13 protein-coding genes are annotated in these 16,206 nt (G+C 57.6%); 8 read left to right on the top strand and 5 right to left on the bottom strand.

What is annotated here, in order from left to right; all coding sequences use genetic code 11:
• Window positions 1-82: 82 nt before the first annotated feature.
• The 3 genes from N0B31_RS21825 to N0B31_RS21815 all read left to right on the top strand — a co-directional run bounded on the left by N0B31_RS21825 (window position 83) and on the right by N0B31_RS21815 (window position 2,095).
• The gene (locus tag N0B31_RS21825; protein ID WP_260644172.1) at window positions 83-1,141 is read left to right on the top strand and encodes a DUF6610 family protein; all 1,059 of its coding nucleotides are present in this window, start codon (window positions 83-85) and stop codon (window positions 1,139-1,141) included.
• A gap of 93 nt (window positions 1,142-1,234) precedes the next feature.
• Window positions 1,235-1,468 (top strand): hypothetical protein, encoded by a 234-nt coding sequence (locus N0B31_RS21820; RefSeq protein WP_260644171.1) that lies wholly within the window; start codon window positions 1,235-1,237, stop codon window positions 1,466-1,468.
• Between the two features lie 42 nt (window positions 1,469-1,510).
• Entirely contained in the window at window positions 1,511-2,095 is a 585-nt protein-coding gene (locus tag N0B31_RS21815; protein WP_260644170.1) for a DUF7995 family protein, read from the top strand.
• Window positions 2,096-2,188: 93 nt separating this feature from the next.
• Here N0B31_RS21815 and N0B31_RS21810 read toward each other — a convergent pair whose 3' ends face one another.
• The gene (locus tag N0B31_RS21810; protein WP_260644169.1) at window positions 2,189-2,674 is read right to left on the bottom strand and encodes a DUF6788 family protein; all 486 of its coding nucleotides are present in this window, start codon (window positions 2,672-2,674) and stop codon (window positions 2,189-2,191) included.
• Window positions 2,675-2,776: 102 nt separating this feature from the next.
• On the opposite strand from N0B31_RS21810, the gene N0B31_RS21805 reads away from it, so the two are divergent.
• Both N0B31_RS21805 and N0B31_RS21800 read left to right on the top strand, forming a co-directional pair.
• Window positions 2,777-3,187, top strand: a complete 411-nt coding sequence (locus tag N0B31_RS21805) for a hypothetical protein (RefSeq protein WP_260644168.1) — start codon at window positions 2,777-2,779, stop codon at window positions 3,185-3,187.
• Between the two features lie 4 nt (window positions 3,188-3,191).
• Entirely contained in the window at window positions 3,192-3,632 is a 441-nt protein-coding gene (locus N0B31_RS21800; protein WP_260644167.1) for a DUF8129 domain-containing protein, read from the top strand.
• On the opposite strand, the gene N0B31_RS21795 is transcribed toward N0B31_RS21800, so the two are convergent.
• Window positions 3,629-4,642, bottom strand: coding sequence for a hypothetical protein (locus N0B31_RS21795; protein WP_260644166.1), 1,014 nt, complete (start codon window positions 4,640-4,642; stop codon window positions 3,629-3,631). The two genes, N0B31_RS21800 and N0B31_RS21795, sit on opposite strands and share 4 nt — an antisense overlap.
• An 897-nt stretch (window positions 4,643-5,539) precedes the next feature.
• Here N0B31_RS21795 and N0B31_RS21790 point away from each other — a divergent pair.
• Window positions 5,540-6,346: a ParA family protein gene (locus N0B31_RS21790; RefSeq protein ID WP_260644165.1), complete on the top strand. Its 807-nt coding sequence runs from the start codon at window positions 5,540-5,542 to the stop codon at window positions 6,344-6,346.
• Window positions 6,343-6,828 (top strand): DUF8160 family protein, encoded by a 486-nt coding sequence (locus tag N0B31_RS21785; RefSeq protein ID WP_260644164.1) that lies wholly within the window; start codon window positions 6,343-6,345, stop codon window positions 6,826-6,828. Before N0B31_RS21790 ends, N0B31_RS21785 begins: the two co-directional genes overlap by 4 nt.
• 88 nt (window positions 6,829-6,916) lie before the next feature.
• Here the strand turns inward: N0B31_RS21785 and N0B31_RS21780 are convergent, their stop codons facing one another.
• On the bottom strand, window positions 6,917-8,209 hold the full coding sequence (locus N0B31_RS21780; protein ID WP_380628568.1) for a tyrosine-type recombinase/integrase: 1,293 nt from the start codon (window positions 8,207-8,209) through the stop codon (window positions 6,917-6,919).
• A gap of 228 nt (window positions 8,210-8,437) precedes the next feature.
• Between N0B31_RS21780 and N0B31_RS21775 the strand changes: the two genes are divergently transcribed.
• On the top strand, window positions 8,438-8,887 hold the full coding sequence (locus N0B31_RS21775) for a DUF2516 family protein (protein WP_260644162.1): 450 nt from the start codon (window positions 8,438-8,440) through the stop codon (window positions 8,885-8,887).
• Between the two features lie 86 nt (window positions 8,888-8,973).
• On the opposite strand, the gene N0B31_RS21770 is transcribed toward N0B31_RS21775, so the two are convergent.
• Both N0B31_RS21770 and N0B31_RS21765 read right to left on the bottom strand, forming a co-directional pair.
• Window positions 8,974-13,605: a bifunctional RecB family nuclease/DEAD/DEAH box helicase gene (locus N0B31_RS21770; RefSeq protein WP_260644161.1), complete on the bottom strand. Its 4,632-nt coding sequence runs from the start codon at window positions 13,603-13,605 to the stop codon at window positions 8,974-8,976.
• 31 nt (window positions 13,606-13,636) lie between these two features.
• Window positions 13,637-16,204, bottom strand: a complete 2,568-nt coding sequence (locus N0B31_RS21765; RefSeq protein ID WP_260644160.1) for a DEAD/DEAH box helicase — start codon at window positions 16,202-16,204, stop codon at window positions 13,637-13,639.
• Window positions 16,205-16,206 lie beyond the last annotated feature (2 nt).

The following is a 16,206-nucleotide window of genomic DNA, read 5'->3' as shown; positions in this document are numbered from 1 at the left end:
CGTGACCACCAGGAGCACGTTTGTTGGCGGCGGCGCCGTGCGCCGCTAGCCGATCACCACCTTCTCACCGCAGATTCGAGATATGGCACACGCCCAACCACAGCACACGAGCCCCGGCTCGTCGATACACGTCCAGGATATCGAGACTGCTCGACGTGCTGAGTACGTCGCCTTCCTCTCGCGACACCCCTTCGCGACCGACGCCCACGAACTCGGCTTCGTCACCGGCATCCGCGAGGACTGTCGCCTCCAGACCGACCACCTCCGCAACGTCGACATCCCACTCGGGATGCTCGACAACGACTTCGAAAACCCCGACCTCGAGCGGTATCTCGAAAACTTCCGAACCCACGAACCCGAAATCGGCGTCATCGGCGACGCACCAACGCCCGACGCCGCTCATCGCTACGTCGACGCCGCCCGCGAGCTCAAAGCCGACTTCCCAGAAGCGACGCTCATCGTCGTCCCGAAGTGCTACGAAGCAATCGCCATCATCGGGGACGCCGAGGTCCCAGGAACCCCGCTTGTCCTCGGCTACTCGATGGGCTACTCGGATATCCTCGCGAACGAGTTCTCCGATTACGCTGACTGGCGCGGCCAGCGTGTGCATCTCCTCGGCGCTAGTCCACCCAAGCAGTGGAACGTCATCCAGCAACTCACCCAGCCAACGCTCACCAGCGATCCACCCGCTGATATCGTCGGGCTCGATTGGAACGGCCCGCACAAAGTCGCCTACAACGGGGAGTCCTGGTCGCGAGACGGGTGGCAACGCGCCGACCAACTCTCCATTCGCAGCACCGTCCGTCGAAGCCTCCGAGAGATGCGAGCCTACTGGACAGACCGGGGCGTGTGGCCCACGACGCCTACGCTCCGCGACCGCTACGGACCCGCCGTCAGAGAACCAGACGACCCCGTGTGGGCGGCGACGGGCGGTGACATCTACGAACCCGACGCGCTCCCCGGCCCGGACGAGTGGGAGACACGCGTCGACTACGAGGACGACGAGACCTCCCCACTTGAGCAGGCCATCGTCGTCTCCTACGACGACGGTCGAACTCTCGCATATCGCTCGCAAACCGAGCGTGACCACGTCGAGTACTACGAGGGACTGTGGGACAGCGTCGACGAAGAGCGAGTGTAGCTAATCCTGTCCCACGAAACTGTGTATCTCCCCGACGGCGACGCCTAATTTAGGCTCATTTGTCCGGCCCCGCGCAGCGGAGGCCATCCCCAAATGGAACCCAACACAGACGACCAGATCGAAGGACAGCGAATCGTCGCCATCCGGAAGATGAGCGATACAGAACTCGAACGCGAAGGCTGGACTGCCCGACCCGGGGACTCGCCGCCCGTCATCGAACTCGAATCCGGGGCCATCCTCTATCCGTCGATGGACCCTGAAGGAAACGGCCCCGGCGCACTGTTCGGTATCGGCGCTAGCGATGAAACGTTCTTCATCTCGCCCTGACCCGACTCTCAAATCCAATCCCAATTCCACTTCCAGCTCCCTATGCACATGCTCATCCGCGTCGTCTCGCAGGCCCACTGCGCCGAGGACGCAACCGGAATCGCTCGTGGCCTCTTCGATGGCTACGACGCCCCACTGTATCCCACATTCGACTACGGCACGCTCATGACCGACGGTGGTCGATGGAGCGACTCGCTTCCCCAAGTACTCCGAGACGTCGGCTCCGTCCCCGCAGACAGCGACACCGGGAACGGACTCATCGAGGAGGCGTGGCACTCGACGATGAAGGAACTCTCACGAAAACTCGCCGTCATCCGCGCCGGCTTCGAGCAACTCTCCGATGAAGAAATCCTCGAAGGCGCGAGCGTTGAAGCCAGTGTCGAACCCTGGAATCCACTCGGGCTCGCAACCGACGAAGACGACTACATCGACACGTACACCGGCGACATCCGGTACGCGATGTACGGCGTCGGGGAATACAGCGGCCCGATGTACTACCTCTACGACGAGTACGGAACGGCCATTCGTACTCCCTCGGAATACCGCGATCTCCTCGAAACCATCGCGACCGGCGACACCGACGACGACCAAGAGTGGTACGTCACGCCCGTCGACGTCCACTACTGACTTCTACGAATCCGGCGGGTAAGCAAGGCCGCGACCTCGGGGGAATGGCTCAGGATTTACCGATCAGTACACTCGGGAGAGGGGGGATGGCGCCTACTCGCCGCTCGCTTTCCCCGCGTACTTCGAGGTCACCGTTCCCTTGCTATTTCTGAAGACGCAATAGCGATACGGGCCGTGTGGACACTGCTTGCAGCCAGGGCCACAGTCGAGTTTCCGTATCTCGACCGTCCCGTACCGCCGCAACTGCTCATCCGAGAGCGCAATCCGCTCTGACTTCGACATCTCCTCGAACTCCTTCTGTCGACGCCGGCGCTCCGGAGCAGGCTGGTCCTTCTGTGGCAGTGTATCAACCGTCTCACCGCCCCGAACCTCACCAGTCCCGTCTGCCTCCTCGCTCTCGTCCGCCCCCCCAACAGAGACGGGTCGCGACTTGTGGGCGATCAACTCCTCGGCGTACTCGATCACACGCTCGAGCTTCGGGATGCTCTGGGATTGAAGCGGGTCCACGACCCAGTTCGCCAACTCATCCGGGGGCTCAGGCAAATCGTCGTCGGTGCTGTCGGGCGAGTCCGAGGCCATTTTCCTACGCAACACTCAACGTAGGGAGTCAGTATAGTTGTTGCGTAGGAATCGAACTCGCGCCCCGTTTGTCGCCCCCAGGATCGGTGAGGGACTTGCCCGATGGATACCGAAATCACCACCGCCAGCCGAACCACGACCGACCACCAGCCGACGCCGCCAACCCCGACTCCGGACGTGGACTCCGTCGACGCCAGCATCGCCCGCGCCCGCCGTGTGCAACACCTCAGTGCCGTCGTCAGGGCACGCCTCGACGAGACAGACCGCCACACAGACGACCCGGAAACCCTCGCGAAGGCCGTCGTCGAAGCCCTTTATCGAGCACACCCACACATCCGCCTCGAGGACGCCCTCGAACTCGCACGTATCGTCGAACGCCCACCCGAAGCCGACTCGACCAAACGCGCAATCGAACATGTCGTCGACGATGCCTGCTCGCACCTCGATGCGTGGGGACGCTTCGGCCCAGAGAACGCGACCAGCCCCAGCGAACACGAGCGAGCACGGGTGTGACCCGATGAGCCACGACGCCGCCGTCCTCGAACAACTCCCGCCGGAGAAACTCCTCGATACATCGAACTACCGCGTCATCACCCCCGCAATCACGATGATGGGAGAAGTCGAAACCGTCGAACAGTACCTTGAGTACGAACGAGCGCACCGAAATCGAGGAGGCATCATCCGCCGGCTCACCGAGCGCCGCGACGCCATCTACGAAGAGCGCGGGGAGACGCTACCAATCGATATCGAGATCCTGACCGAGAACCCGGACGAACCCCCGGTTCAGATTCACATCGAGTCCGACGCGCTGACGCAGACAAAAACGGAAACGGAGTCGGAATCCCGTGCGTCGGGCATCTCACCGTCGCCATCGGCAGATGTCCTCGCACTCCTCCACGAACACGGACCAACAGGTGTCGCCGGGTCGCCCGAACCACCAGCCTGGGACGAGCTCTAGTCGCGAACTACGTCCGCCGAATTGCCCGCCATCCGTTCGCGAGCCGCCGTCGAGGCCCCCGTCTCCGTCACAGCAGCGGCCGTGTCCGTGACGTCCCCGAACAAGCGCCGAATCGGGTGTCGCAACACCGCCAACCGGCCGAGATCGCCGCTCCGGTAGTTCACCGCCCACGTCCGCGTGTTTCCCTTCATGTCTCGGCGGGCGACCACGAACTTCACCGGGCCGAACGGGACCTTCACCAGCGACAACCACGACTCGCACAGCGTCGTCCCTCGGAAACTCAACGACGCGCCACCCACCCAGTGTGCAACCTGCTGGTCGACGTCCTCTGAAGAAAACCACGTCCGAGTATCCTCCATGAACGCCTCGAATCGCTCGGGGAACTCACTCCCGATGTGAGTGATGAGATACTCCGATTCGCCGTCCTCAGTGTTCTTCTTCCAGAACTCGAGGAAGATGTGGTTCGACGGCGAGCGTAGGACGTTCACCCACGCTCGCTCGCGGCCCTTGCCGTGGAGCGAGACCGTGTCGATTCGCTCCCAGCCCTCCGGAGACCGCCCTGCATCGTAGTAGCCGCGCAGCGGCGGGATGACCTCGAGCGCGTGGGCCCGCAGATACTCCGTCGGAAACGGCACCTCCAGGCGCACTTCCTCGGCCGGTTCGGGGTCCAACAATCGTTGCACGGGGTCAGGATAGCCGTCGACTCCCTCGACGAGTGGGACCGCGTGGGGCCACGGCCGCTTGACGCGGTGTTCGGCGAACGTCATGTCGTGACCCTCGAAATCGGACTGGTACGCCCAGAACACCGAGTAGCCCGCGTTCAGATACTCCCCGGTGATCGGGCCGATCTCTTTCTCGTCGTGCTTGTGCTGAATCTCGACAATGAGCCCCTTCCCAAAGGGATACAGCTCGGTGGAGAACGTCGCGACGACATCCGCAATTCGATTCGTCCCGGGGATTTGCCGCTCGTGATCCACAGACGCTGTCTCGAATACCTCGCGGAGTTTCATCGCCGCGATGGTCTTGAGTTTGGCGTGGAGATTCGACTCGCCCGGACACTCCGAGCCTCGCGGATGGACGAAATGCTTCGAGACAAAGCGTCCCCGGTTGTAGTGTGATCGGCGAACGCCGAGTGACTCTTGGCAGAGTGGGCACAGAATCGTGTCATCGTCTCCGACGTCCAGGGGGAGAACCCGGTCGCCGTTCGGACGCATCGCGAGGTATGGCATGGTGGAGGTTTTCGGAGGGTGGGGGCGAGCTCGTGTTGCTCAGATACTTTACGCGACGAGACGACAAAAAGGGATTCGCGCCCTCGAGTTCTCTCCCCCCACAAAACCGCGTATTCACGGCGAGTCGTGACTGGGGGAAGACCAGACTACGGCACTTACCGGGGCGTCTGCAACGGAGTGGCTTCCCACGGCACCACCCGCGAGATCCCACTGGAACACCCTCCTAAAGATGTCAGCGTGACAGCGGGAGGTCACCCCGTATGTTGGGGCAATCTCTGCCTCGTCACCTGTCCGCACAGACGCTCCTATCCGGGTGTCGTAGTCTTGGCCAACTCAAAATAAGGACTCACACCGTATATCCTTTCGGTGATGAGGTAAATCGGCGGACTGCGCTACATTTGTTTAGCCCCTCGGCCCATGAGTCGCCAGAAACGCATCTATTCGGAGAACCCGTAGAACACGGGTTCTGTGTGGAACCTTTGTACTACGTAGTAAGGCCAAGGAGGAGCACGAATCTTCGCGTGTAACCTGTAGAACCCGTGTTACTTGTATATCGTGTATAACCCAAAGAACGTGTCTGACGTAGATTTATACGCGTTCTACGAGTACTTCGCGACATAACCTGTAGAACTGGCAGTACCCGTATCACACAGGTTCTACAGAGGACACGGGATACCCATGACACATCGGCTCTCGATCTCGATGCAGAAAGGCGGTGTCGGAAAGAGTACGACGACGATCAATCTCGCAGGGGCGCTCGCCGTCTCTGAGGGACTTGAGGAGGATAGCGACGTGCTCGTCGTCGATGCAGACCCCCAGGGGTTCATCACCATCACGCTGGGTCTGCGCGAATACTACGTGAGTGAGGATCGGTCCCTCTACGACATCATGACGGATATTGACCGATTCGACGAGGTAAATGACCTCATCGTCTCACACAGCGAGTTCGACGTCCTACCAGCTCACGGGAGCAATTTCCAGCTCGAACGTGAGCTCTGGTCACTCAGCCGGACTCAGGAGCGCCTGGGAATGGTACTCGACCGGATTGAGCACGACTACGACTACGTGCTCATTGATTCACCGCCCAATATGGGACCCCTCGCAGACGGCGCGCTGTTGGCCGCACGCAACGTCTTGTTCGTCTCACGTGCAGATCCAATCGCGACGTTCTCGATGAATCTCCTTACGCAGGAAATCAACCAGCTCGAACGCGAGTTCCAAACAGATATCGGGATCATAGGAGCGGTGGTCAATGCTGTAACTCGGAACAACATCAGCGAGGACCGCCTCGAGTGGTTCCACAAGAACATCGGCGAAGAACACACGTTCACCATCCCAGAGACAGTCGCCATCGAAGGCGCGTTTGCTCAAAACCACAGTATCTACACCTATGAACCGGAGAATCGCCATCGTGAACAGAAGGCCAAGGAAGTCCGTGAGACCTACGATGGCCTCGCACATGCCGTGGAGGACTACTTCGCATGACTGACGGAGAACCCGAAGACGAAACCGAATCCGAAGACGCTGATCAGCAGTCCGGCGGAGATTTTGATGACGCTCTCGGCAACGCTCTCAGTGGTCGAGTCGGTAAGCGCCCCCAGGAGACCGATGATGAAGCCGGTGATGAAGCAGAACGAGGAGAGCCAAGTAACACGGGTGATACGGGTTCTACGAGTTCTGCGAATTCGACAAGTTCCAAGGGTGAGACAAGTTCTACAGAGAAGACTCGCGGCCCTGACCCCGACCCGAACAGCACCCGTAGAACCCGGACGAAGTACGCTGTGTACCTCACTGAAGAGTTCCAAGAGGAACTTAACCAGGCATACACGAAAGCGAATGCCCAACGAGTCATGGAAGACAAGGGGGAGATCGAGAAACACAAGCACTTCCTCGAAGCGGTCATGAGAGCCGGACTCAACCACGACGACCTCGACGCGTACATCGAAGAACTGCTCGAGCGCTACTGAGACGGACAGGCACGGAAGTCTGATTGAACACGCGGGGAAACGGCTACCGACTGTTGCACACGGTTGAAAACGGGGATTTTGAGATATCCTACCCCGTCTCCGACTCTGTATCCACCCCACTGTCCTCTGTGTGTTCCTCATCTCCCCCCTTAGCTGGGCGTCGTTGCTTCTCACGGTGTTTGGCGAAGGCAGCTTCAGCGCGGTGGGCCAGCTCTCCGGCCTCGATATGTGAGTAGTGTTCGCGAACGATTTCCTCGGAATTGTCGAGGTAGCGAGCCGCCTCAGCGTGGCCATACGCCCTGACGAGGACCTCGCCGACACCGCGTCGGGCTCCATGCGGCGCGAGATAACCGTGCTTGTCGTCCAATTCGATGCCCGCCTCGTCCGTGAGACGCTTCAGAACGGTCCGAGCGCCGTGGGTCGTCAACGCCGGTGGTGCGATATCATAGTCCGCGAGGAGTTCGATAACGGATGCCTCACCGTCATTCACCTGCTCTCGGCGGAGGGTTTCGACCTCTCCGATATCGTATCCCCGACTAGTCATCGCCTGAGTGAACGTCTGTATGAGCGTCGGGTAATCGAGCGTCGGAAACACCGGCCAGTCCTCACTCGAGGGAGCGAGCACACTCCGAACGCGCTCAATCGAGGGCACTGCTGGCTCAGGAAGTGGTCTGTCGTCCCACTTCCCGCTCTTTCCAAGGACCTGGATACTGTTGTCCTCGAGGGCGACATCTGCCCAACGCAGACCATCCCGACCGCGTCGATCATCGCCGTCGTCGGCCAGTATCTCCGCGCCTCGGACTCCCGTAAAGCAGAGGACGTAGACGAGAGCCCGGTCGCGACACGCTTTGATCGCGGCCTGACGGTCGCTCGCGACGTCGTCGATTGCCTTGTGCGCTTGTTCGTCGACGTACGAGAGGAGTTGCTCGCGCTGCTCGGCCGTCCACGCCTGCTGTTCCCCGCTCTTTCGCCCGGTATCTTCGGGCAGTGGCTCTTTCGCACGACGGCGCTGGGCGGGATTCCCAGACAGATAGCCTTCGCGTGCCGCCCACCCACAGAACCCGGAGACGTGGGCGTAGTAGTTCCGGACTGTGCCCTCAGTCCAGCCCTGTCGAGAGAGGTAGCGAGCGTACTCCCGGAGGGATTCGACGGTCAGCTCCTCGAAGGTCACCGACGACGTCGATCGGTCGCCGGCGAGGAACTCGACGAAACGGTTCACTTCGCGGTCGGCGTGTCGTCGATACTGTCCGCTCTCGCCATCTCGTCCTTTCCCTTTGTCAGTGAGGTAGTCCTCGAGGACGTCGAGGACGGCCACCGCGTCCCCCCGTGACTCTGGAGTGGTGTCTTGTGGGGCTGTATCCCGGGTGTTCGGCGGTGTCATCGTGGTCGCTGTGGCAGACGGCGGCCACCTCCTTGAATCTGTTTACGTTTATCGCGCTAAACGTAAGCGGTCGCACGAGGCCACCAGACAACCCAATTCGACAGGTAGAAGCCCTAAATCACCCGGTTTATGGATATTCGAAATCACATAAATCGTATATCGCTATATAATTTCTGGCTGTCGCCGATAGGCCCATCGGTGAGCAGCGCTACGACTAGATCAATCACGATGGATCAAGAGCCGGCGTATCGTGAGATGCAACGATTTCGCCAGCGGTGGCTCTGGATACTTCTCGGGGGTATTGCGTTGCTCATGCTCGTGTTAGGGCCCATCTCGTGGCTCGGACTCGTCATCATCGGAGTCGTCGCAGCGTTCCTCTACAGTCTCCGTCTCGAGACGGAAGTCAGAGCTGACGGCATCTATCTCAAGATGTGGCCAATACACCGGTCGTACCGTCGGATCTCGTGGTCGGAAATCGCACGATACGAGTCAGGAACGTACAGACCCCTTCGCGATTTTGGTGGCTGGGGGATTCGCTGGGCACCGGGGAAGATTGCCTACAACGTTCGTGGGGATCAAGGCGTCTGGCTTGAGCGGGCCAACGGGCACTCGGTTCTCGTCGGGTCACAACACGTCGAGGAGTTCGTCACCGCGATCGACGAGGTCTACAAAAACTGAGTCGACCAAACGAGTCGGGCCAGCACTCATGCATTGAGAGAAGCAGTCTCATCTTATTTCGCCCGCTAAATGGCGAAAATCCACATTCATGAATTGGAGTTTCCGCTCTGAACCGGATGCTCTGCAGGTTCATAGTTGAAAACTCTGACAACAGGATCATCACCGATAGAGGCTGGGAGTTCGCCATCGAGTATCTCACTGAGGTCCCCCTCCCATACAGGAGGTTTCGTAAAGTCGGTGGGTGCTTCACCACTCCCTCGGGCGATTTCTTTCCAAATCAACGTCTCGTCATACAGGCTTGGATCAGCTGGGATGTACCCGAGGAGAGATTCAGGAGCGATGATGACCAGCTTTTCCCGATGGCGAGTCAACGAGACATTGACCCGGTTTTCACTCAATAAAAAGTCGCTCTCTTTAGAGATATACTGAGAATCAGAAACAGTAGCACTCACCACCATCAAATCCTGCTCCCCTCCTTGGAAACGGTTGACTGTCTCTACTGTAACCCCCGATGGGTCTTCACCTTCAGAAAATTCAGTTTCAAGAAGTGCCGTCACCCTACTTCGCTGTGCGTTGTGGGGCGTCACAACACCGGCCGAAGAGTTCATGTTCCGAGCTTTGACGAGTCGTGATGCCAGTGAAGCCTCAATCGGATTCCACTGTTGGTAATCCTCGTCGCTATTGTACGTGACCAGTGTCACCGCTGCATCCGATAAAACAGCACTCACTGGAGCCGGTAAATCACCATCAACGACAGCACTGGGTGCTGACTCACGTCCAGATTGGTAGTCTATACCATCAGCACGGTATACTGTCTGGTGGGCCAGATCGGCTGTCACTGTCCCAAACCGATAGGTTCGGGATAATCGGTAGAACGGGATATCAGTCGAATCTGGTGTGGCGTTGTGTTCGTGTACCCACTCATCTTGTCGCTCTTGTTCTAATACATCGTCCTCGCCACGTAGGAGACGGACATAATCAAGAGCAGAGAGGTATGGGACAGTTGCTCGAATATCTCTTCTGGCCTCTTCAGGCCAATCGTGTTTCTGTACAGGCGGGAGTTGACGATGATCACCCCCGACCAACACCTGTCCTCCCGGTGCAAGCGCACTCCCCGCTAAGAGGAAGTTAGGAAGTGTCAACATGGATGCCTCATCAGCGGCGATCACGTCCCAATACTCTTGATCGGCAGTATCTTCATCCTCAGAACCAGGACACAGCTTACTCACCAGACGCCATGCACGCGCCGGTGTAGCGAATACAAGCGTTTGTACGGGGTTGTCGGTGTCACCACTGTCCTCAATGGAAGCTCCAAAGCTGCCCAAAGTTGCCTGACCTCCAGAACCAGTTTCGCTAGAGGTGCTCCCCCCAGCCGTGATCCACGTTCGAAGCTGCTCCAACTGGTGGTCGTCATCTGAGTCATTGTAGTCTATGTAGGTGACGTTGTCTGGGGCATCTTCAGGTGCATCATCAGCGATGCGAATCAAGTGAGCGTTCTCCAGATTAGTCGATATTTTAGAAGGCGTTTCACTAGAATCACCGCTTGCTGCCGCGAGCGTCTCTGCCACATCCTCCAGCAACTCATCAATCGCCGTGTTTGAAGGAGCCGTGACCAGCCCAGCGAAATAAGCGTCATCGGTTGCCGCAGCATACATTCGAGCGCACAGCCCTGGTGCGAACGCACCGGCAGTCTTTCCTGTGCCGGGGGGGCCCTGTAAGCCAACAATTTGTGATTCTGCTTCCGTGATGAACGCCCGTTGTTCATCGCTTGGAAGTGAATCTGGGCCAAAGGAATCAGAAAGCCAATTCACAAACTCATCAATTCCAGATTGAGAAATGCTACTGGCTTTCGGAGATACCTTGTCACCGAACCGAATTTGTTCAAGCACCCTGTGGAGTTCGTTTGTGTCAGCATAGTCTAAGGCCGTCTTTGCCCGCCCAGCTGTGATGTCATCCGTCTGAGGGTCTAAGATGACCTGCTCGCCACTCTCAAGGTGGGTAGAGGTGCTATCTGGAGTGTCATAACGTTCCTCAGTAGTCCATTTATCATGGCTTCGTCCGAACTCGTCGGAAACACCATAGAAGTTGTGTGCGTCGAAAGAGATAGATCTGCTATCCAAATCCAGAGTGTCGAGAGTGACTTGGACACCAGACTCAATCTCGTATGGCTGTATTGTCTCGGTCCCTAGTCGACCGAAGTCATAGGGGTTTGCAACCATCCATGACCCACTGGATGACCCATCGCTCCCCTTTTGACGACAAGCTCGGCGGATTTCTTCCTCGTTCAGGCGGAAGGGCTGGTCAAACCGAATCACTCCCTCAACGTGGAGAGTGCGGCTGTTTTTCTCCTCTACATTGTTGATCGTAACAGGAATCGACTTCCCAGAGAGCATTCGCTGAGTCGGGAGCTTCCGGTAGTGGTCGTATTCCTCTTTCCGCTGGGCCGTATGCTCAATCCACAAATACCGTCTGCAAGCTGTCGCAAGGGACGGAGCAGAATATGCATCTGTGGGTAATCGGTCCATCGAATACGGTTCCTTATTGAGCACGGCATCTCGGCTGTTCAGAGAGCGCTCAACGTGTTCAAGCACATCGCAGAAGTGTCGCCCAAGAGCTAGGATATCCCCCGTATCGATTTCCCTCGTCTTGGTATTAACATCGTGATACCGGAACCGATTCAGTTCTTGCTCGGGAGCGTCATATCGAGATTTTACTTCCTCCACCCATTCATCATCGATACGGCCTACAGCAGACCAGAGGTATCCGAGCGGAATCTCTGCCCCGTACCGAACCCTGGTGGGGATACCGTCGATGAAGTCACGCTCCCGTGGATTGAGTGCGATTCCTGAACTCGATCGCGCGTCACCGGTTACTCGATAATCAAATAGCCGATAACTGAATACAGATCGCAGGTGTATGGGGCCGTCTTCATCTGCGCCCGCCGGTGTGTATGACCATTCCTCGCTGCTTTTCGACTTTCGGTAAACATCATCCCGAACAGGGAACAGATGGTCGTACGCAGGGAGGAGCCCAGGAGAGGGAGTCGGAACTGCAGTATGAGTTGCTACGGTAGGACGAAGGCGCGACACCATCGGCCGGTCGTGGCCGGGGGGTCCTTCAACTACGGACTGAAACGAATTGACGACGGGGGTTGTATGGCGGTCGAATGCGTCATCTAACGCGGTCCGTTCCATTCCAGTATAGAGGTAAAAGTGAAGAGGAGGGTCAGTCTGTTCAACTCCTGAGAACTCAATCTCTCCCCCGACCTTCCTAATCGCCTTGTAAAGACGGGTTATGAAAGTCTCAAGCAGATTCCGTTCAACAGAGTGGGCTTCCTGTGTCGCATCCGGGGCACCCTCTGAGACAACAGAGATACGCTGAGACTCCGCCTCACTAGCTGTCGCAGAGACTCGTGCGCTCAATTGAAGCAAACGGTCCCGGAGGTGATCCACCTGAACGTTCAGGTAGACCCGAACCATCGATCCGTGAAGCCAGTCGTGGGAGATATTCGTACCCTCTGGAGGTTCGTCCTCAGGTATTGGGCAGCGCCCCGTACCCGGAACCCATGGAACGGGGCGGTCAATTATCTCGCCTCCGTCAGGGTCCAGATAATCCGCCATCGCCTTCGCCCGATACAGTAGTGTGGGTAATTGCTCCCCGATTCCAGGCGTACTCTTCAATTGGTGATAGGTCTCCTTTTCCCAGGAAACACCGCTGTACTCCGTCGGATACCAATCCTCTGGCTCCGGGGGTTTAGCAAGATTGGCGAGTTCGTCGACCGTCTCGATCCCGTAATCTTCCCGGAGGGTAGCCTGCTGTGCAGGCGATAACCCCAGCAGTCTAAGGTGACCGTCTTCATAAGCGTCGGTCAGACAGCTCTCGTTGTACGCACAATTGGCACACTTATCATTCAGCTGGTAAGGTACATCCTCAAATGGTTCTTCTGCGATGGAGGCAAGGTCTCCATCCGAGGCCAATAACCGTCTGACGTCAGTGATTCGAGGATCTACATCAAAACTCGGGACAACTTCTGGGGAAGGTGGTTTATACGCGGATTCGCGGGTGATAATTCCTCCACTACATTCGATTCGATCGCTCTCAAGCATGCCAGAACTCTCAACTAAACGTCTTAGTAGATCAACATAGGTGGCCGCCTGGATTTGATGATACGATTTCTCTTCCTGTGCGCTCTTAACGTCAATAACTCGGGCTTTTGCCCCGTGGTCAGTTGACCAGATGAGAATGAGGTCGGCATCACCAGCTACTTGCCATCCTCCGATACGGTTAACGAAGCTGGCTTGGTACAATATCGTTGGTTCGGTTGGTGCCGCAGGGCTATCGCAAGCAGATTTGAGAGCTTCGATGATTGCATCATCATCTGGGGCAAAGTGCTCAGCATCTCTAGATAAGTCAGTCAAAGCATCCTCTGAAGACAATATCTCATCGCGAACCCGCTCTTCAAACTCCTCTCCAGCCTTTGTTAGCAGTATATTCAGCGGTTGGAAGGCCTCTTTGAACTCGTCACCATCATGATGGAGAGAGGATTTGATGTCTTGAACAGTATGCTTGAAATATCGTGGGCACTGCTCAAACCCGATATACTCCCCAATTCGGGCAGGGGTGATGATCCGACGATGTTGTTCGGCTCTTGACGGCTGACCCGTACTTTGGCTGTCGATTCGTGGCGGCGTGGAGTTGTCGGGGTCGTAGCTGGACATGATGGTGTTCTTTAGGGTGAAGTAACGGTAATCACGAGATTGAGGCAGGTGGCCGCTGTTCGTCGACGAGAGTCACGTCGCTATCCGTCTCCGGTAGATGTTCGTTGAGATCGTTCTCTTCCTGATCCCCGAGCAGATGTTCGAGGATGTCTGTAGCTGCAGGAGAGTACAGCGGGCGGTTATCGTTCCCGCAGCGGTCGTCCATCGTGCAGGCCGGGCATCCTTCGTCGCGGCCACATGAGCAGTCGACGATAAGATCGTGCGCACGCTGGGCGACGTTTTCAAAGTGTTCGTAAATCGATCTCGAGAACCCGAGACCACCTTCGATTCCGTCGTAGATGAACCAGCCACTCTTTTCTGGATTGCCCGGGAGCCGATTCGTCGCTAAACCCCCGATATCGCCGCCATCAACTTTCAGCTCAAGTGGTGCGACGGCGATCATAGCGTGCTCGACGGCGTGGATGCCACCGAGGTACCCATGAAGCCTAGGTGGGAGATTAATACACTCCGGGTTGTGGTACTCAGAGTGTTTGTTCAGCATCGCGCGTTCAATATCGTTGGGAGTTTCAGCCCAACACAGCTGAGTTCGCATCTCTAGAGGCGGGACACCGGTTTCATTACCAATTTCTAGTACATCTCCACTTCCAATTTCTCGCTTGAGGTACGTGCTATAGTGGACAGATACCGTTCCATACCCCCAGTTGAGCGTGAACGGCCCGACCTCGCGCGAATCCTCGACGACCGTGTCGTAGATGTTGACCTGGCCTTGAGACTGAGTGTAATAGCTCACATTGGCTTTTTCGAGCGAGATGTACGGCTGTGGGATGTCCTCTCGGAGTTCGACGACCTGGTACTGCTCGCCCTGGTGGAGAACAGTTGCACCTTCGTGGTAGTCTCTGTAGGCCCGGTCACGGCCGATCGGTTGGTGATCAATCGATCCATCGCCAGCTAATCGGACGTCGAAGGTGTTTCCGCCGGAGGAGTACAGGCTGATCGCGTCCTGCGGGCGGTCGCGATGGGCGTACATCACGCCGCTGTCGAGTGATCCTTCGAGGTCGCCCTTACGTCGGCCGTACTCGACGGCACGTTCCAGTCGTTCCTCACCTCCGAAATCCTCCGCGTCATCGCGTGTGAGGGGGAGTTCCTGCGCGGCGCAGTTGAGTTGCTGGAGGTACACGGGGTTGTTGTCGAGGTCGACGACGGCGCTCTCGTGGTCCTCTTCGAGGACGTACTCTGGGTGCTGGAGAATGTACTGGTCGAGCGTGGAGTGGCTCGGGACGAACACAGAAAGCGCATCTCGCGTTCCTCTGCCCGATCTACCGATTCGTTGCCAGAACGACTGCCGCGACCCCGGATATCCCATAAGGACGGTCCCATCGACGCCGCCAATATTGATACCGACCTCCAAGGCGCTTGTTGTCGAGACGCCGTCGAGGTGACCTTCTTTGAGTTGATACTCCGTCCCCCGACGCGACTGTTTTCCGTGTCCGGCGTGGTACGACGCGAGGTCCGGCCTAGCTTGATATCGATTCTCTCGGTCACTGATGAACCGCTTCGCACGGTTGACAGACAGTTCGGTGAGCTTCCGCGAATCACAGAACAAGAGCGACTGGACGTTGCTTTGGCACATATGAGCCCATACTTCCGGAGCCTCGACTGTCGCCGGTCGCTTCGACAGCGCCGGGGACTCGATGTCGTCAGTCAGACCGTCGTCACCACTCATCGGCGGGTCCCAAAAGACGAGGTGACGGACACCTCTCGGTGATCCATCCTCGTCAACAACCGCTGCGGGCTCACCCGTGAGTGCGAGAGCGTGTTCTGCGGGGTTGCCGATAGTCGCCGTCGTGAGGACGTACTGCGGATCGCCGCCGTAGTAGTCGATGATTCGTTGGGCGCGTCGGAGTATCCACGCGACGTGCATTCCGCCGAGGCCGGTCCACATATGAGCTTCGTCAATAACGACTAGCGAGCAGTTCGAATGGAAGTCTGCCCACAGGTGGTGACTCTCCAGATACTGGTTCAGGCCAACGAAGTTCGTGATTACGACGTTACACTCCTCGCGGATGCGAGACTTTTCCTCGCTCTTCGTGTCACCATCGTAGACGCCGACACTGATATCCAGTGAAAGCGTGTTTCGAAGGAAGTCGTTGAGTTCTTTCTCTTGGTCGCGACTGAGAGCCTTCGTCGGATATACGATAAGTGACCGTGTCTCCGGATTCTCAAGGTACTGACTAGCGATATGAAGCCCATAGACCAGCGTTTTCCCCGAGGATGTACTAGTCGCCACGCACACGTTGTCTCCGCGGTCGAGCGCCTGGAGAGCATCTGCTTGGTGGCTCCACGGGTCGAATTCAAGGCTTCGAGCTATCTTGGACGGAAGCACGTCCCCTGCTGGAACAGTCTGTTCCTCACGAGCGGGAATCTCGAAGTTCTCGTGAACTTGGCCGAAGTAGCGGTTATTTGGATAGGTACTCTTGAGCTCCTCGCCGGTGAGTTGGAGGATGTCCGTCTCAATCTCGACATCACCGTCTTCGCTCTTGTTCTTCGGGTTGGTCGTGAGGTCTGTCTGGCTGTGGTCTGTGTCGTGATCGTCTTGCATTG

This window comes from Salinirubellus salinus, from assembly GCF_025231485.1.
Classification (GTDB): Archaea; Halobacteriota; Halobacteria; order Halobacteriales; family Haloarculaceae; genus Salinirubellus; species Salinirubellus salinus.
Note: the sequence above shows the minus strand (reverse complement) of the source record. Positions and strands in the feature narration are given on the sequence as shown.

Excerpts from the sequence above, each read along its gene's own strand:
- N0B31_RS21775 (WP_260644162.1), top strand. The coding sequence starts at position 8,438 with ATGGATCAAGAGCCGGCGTATCGTGAGATGCAACGATTTCGCCAGCGG.
- N0B31_RS21820 (WP_260644171.1), top strand. The coding sequence starts at position 1,235 with ATGGAACCCAACACAGACGACCAGATCGAAGGACAGCGAATCGTCGCC.
- N0B31_RS21785 (WP_260644164.1), top strand. The coding sequence starts at position 6,343 with ATGACTGACGGAGAACCCGAAGACGAAACCGAATCCGAAGACGCTGAT.
- N0B31_RS21795 (WP_260644166.1), bottom strand. The coding sequence starts at position 4,642 with ATGAAACTCCGCGAGGTATTCGAGACAGCGTCTGTGGATCACGAGCGG.
- N0B31_RS21790 (WP_260644165.1), top strand. The coding sequence starts at position 5,540 with ATGACACATCGGCTCTCGATCTCGATGCAGAAAGGCGGTGTCGGAAAG.
- N0B31_RS21805 (WP_260644168.1), top strand. The coding sequence starts at position 2,777 with ATGGATACCGAAATCACCACCGCCAGCCGAACCACGACCGACCACCAG.
- N0B31_RS21765 (WP_260644160.1), bottom strand. The coding sequence starts at position 16,204 with ATGCAAGACGATCACGACACAGACCACAGCCAGACAGACCTCACGACC.
- N0B31_RS21770 (WP_260644161.1), bottom strand. The coding sequence starts at position 13,605 with ATGTCCAGCTACGACCCCGACAACTCCACGCCGCCACGAATCGACAGC.
- N0B31_RS21810 (WP_260644169.1), bottom strand. The coding sequence starts at position 2,674 with ATGGCCTCGGACTCGCCCGACAGCACCGACGACGATTTGCCTGAGCCC.
- N0B31_RS21780 (WP_380628568.1), bottom strand. The coding sequence starts at position 8,209 with ATGACACCGCCGAACACCCGGGATACAGCCCCACAAGACACCACTCCA.
- N0B31_RS21800 (WP_260644167.1), top strand. The coding sequence starts at position 3,192 with ATGAGCCACGACGCCGCCGTCCTCGAACAACTCCCGCCGGAGAAACTC.
- N0B31_RS21815 (WP_260644170.1), top strand. The coding sequence starts at position 1,511 with ATGCACATGCTCATCCGCGTCGTCTCGCAGGCCCACTGCGCCGAGGAC.
- N0B31_RS21825 (WP_260644172.1), top strand. The coding sequence starts at position 83 with ATGGCACACGCCCAACCACAGCACACGAGCCCCGGCTCGTCGATACAC.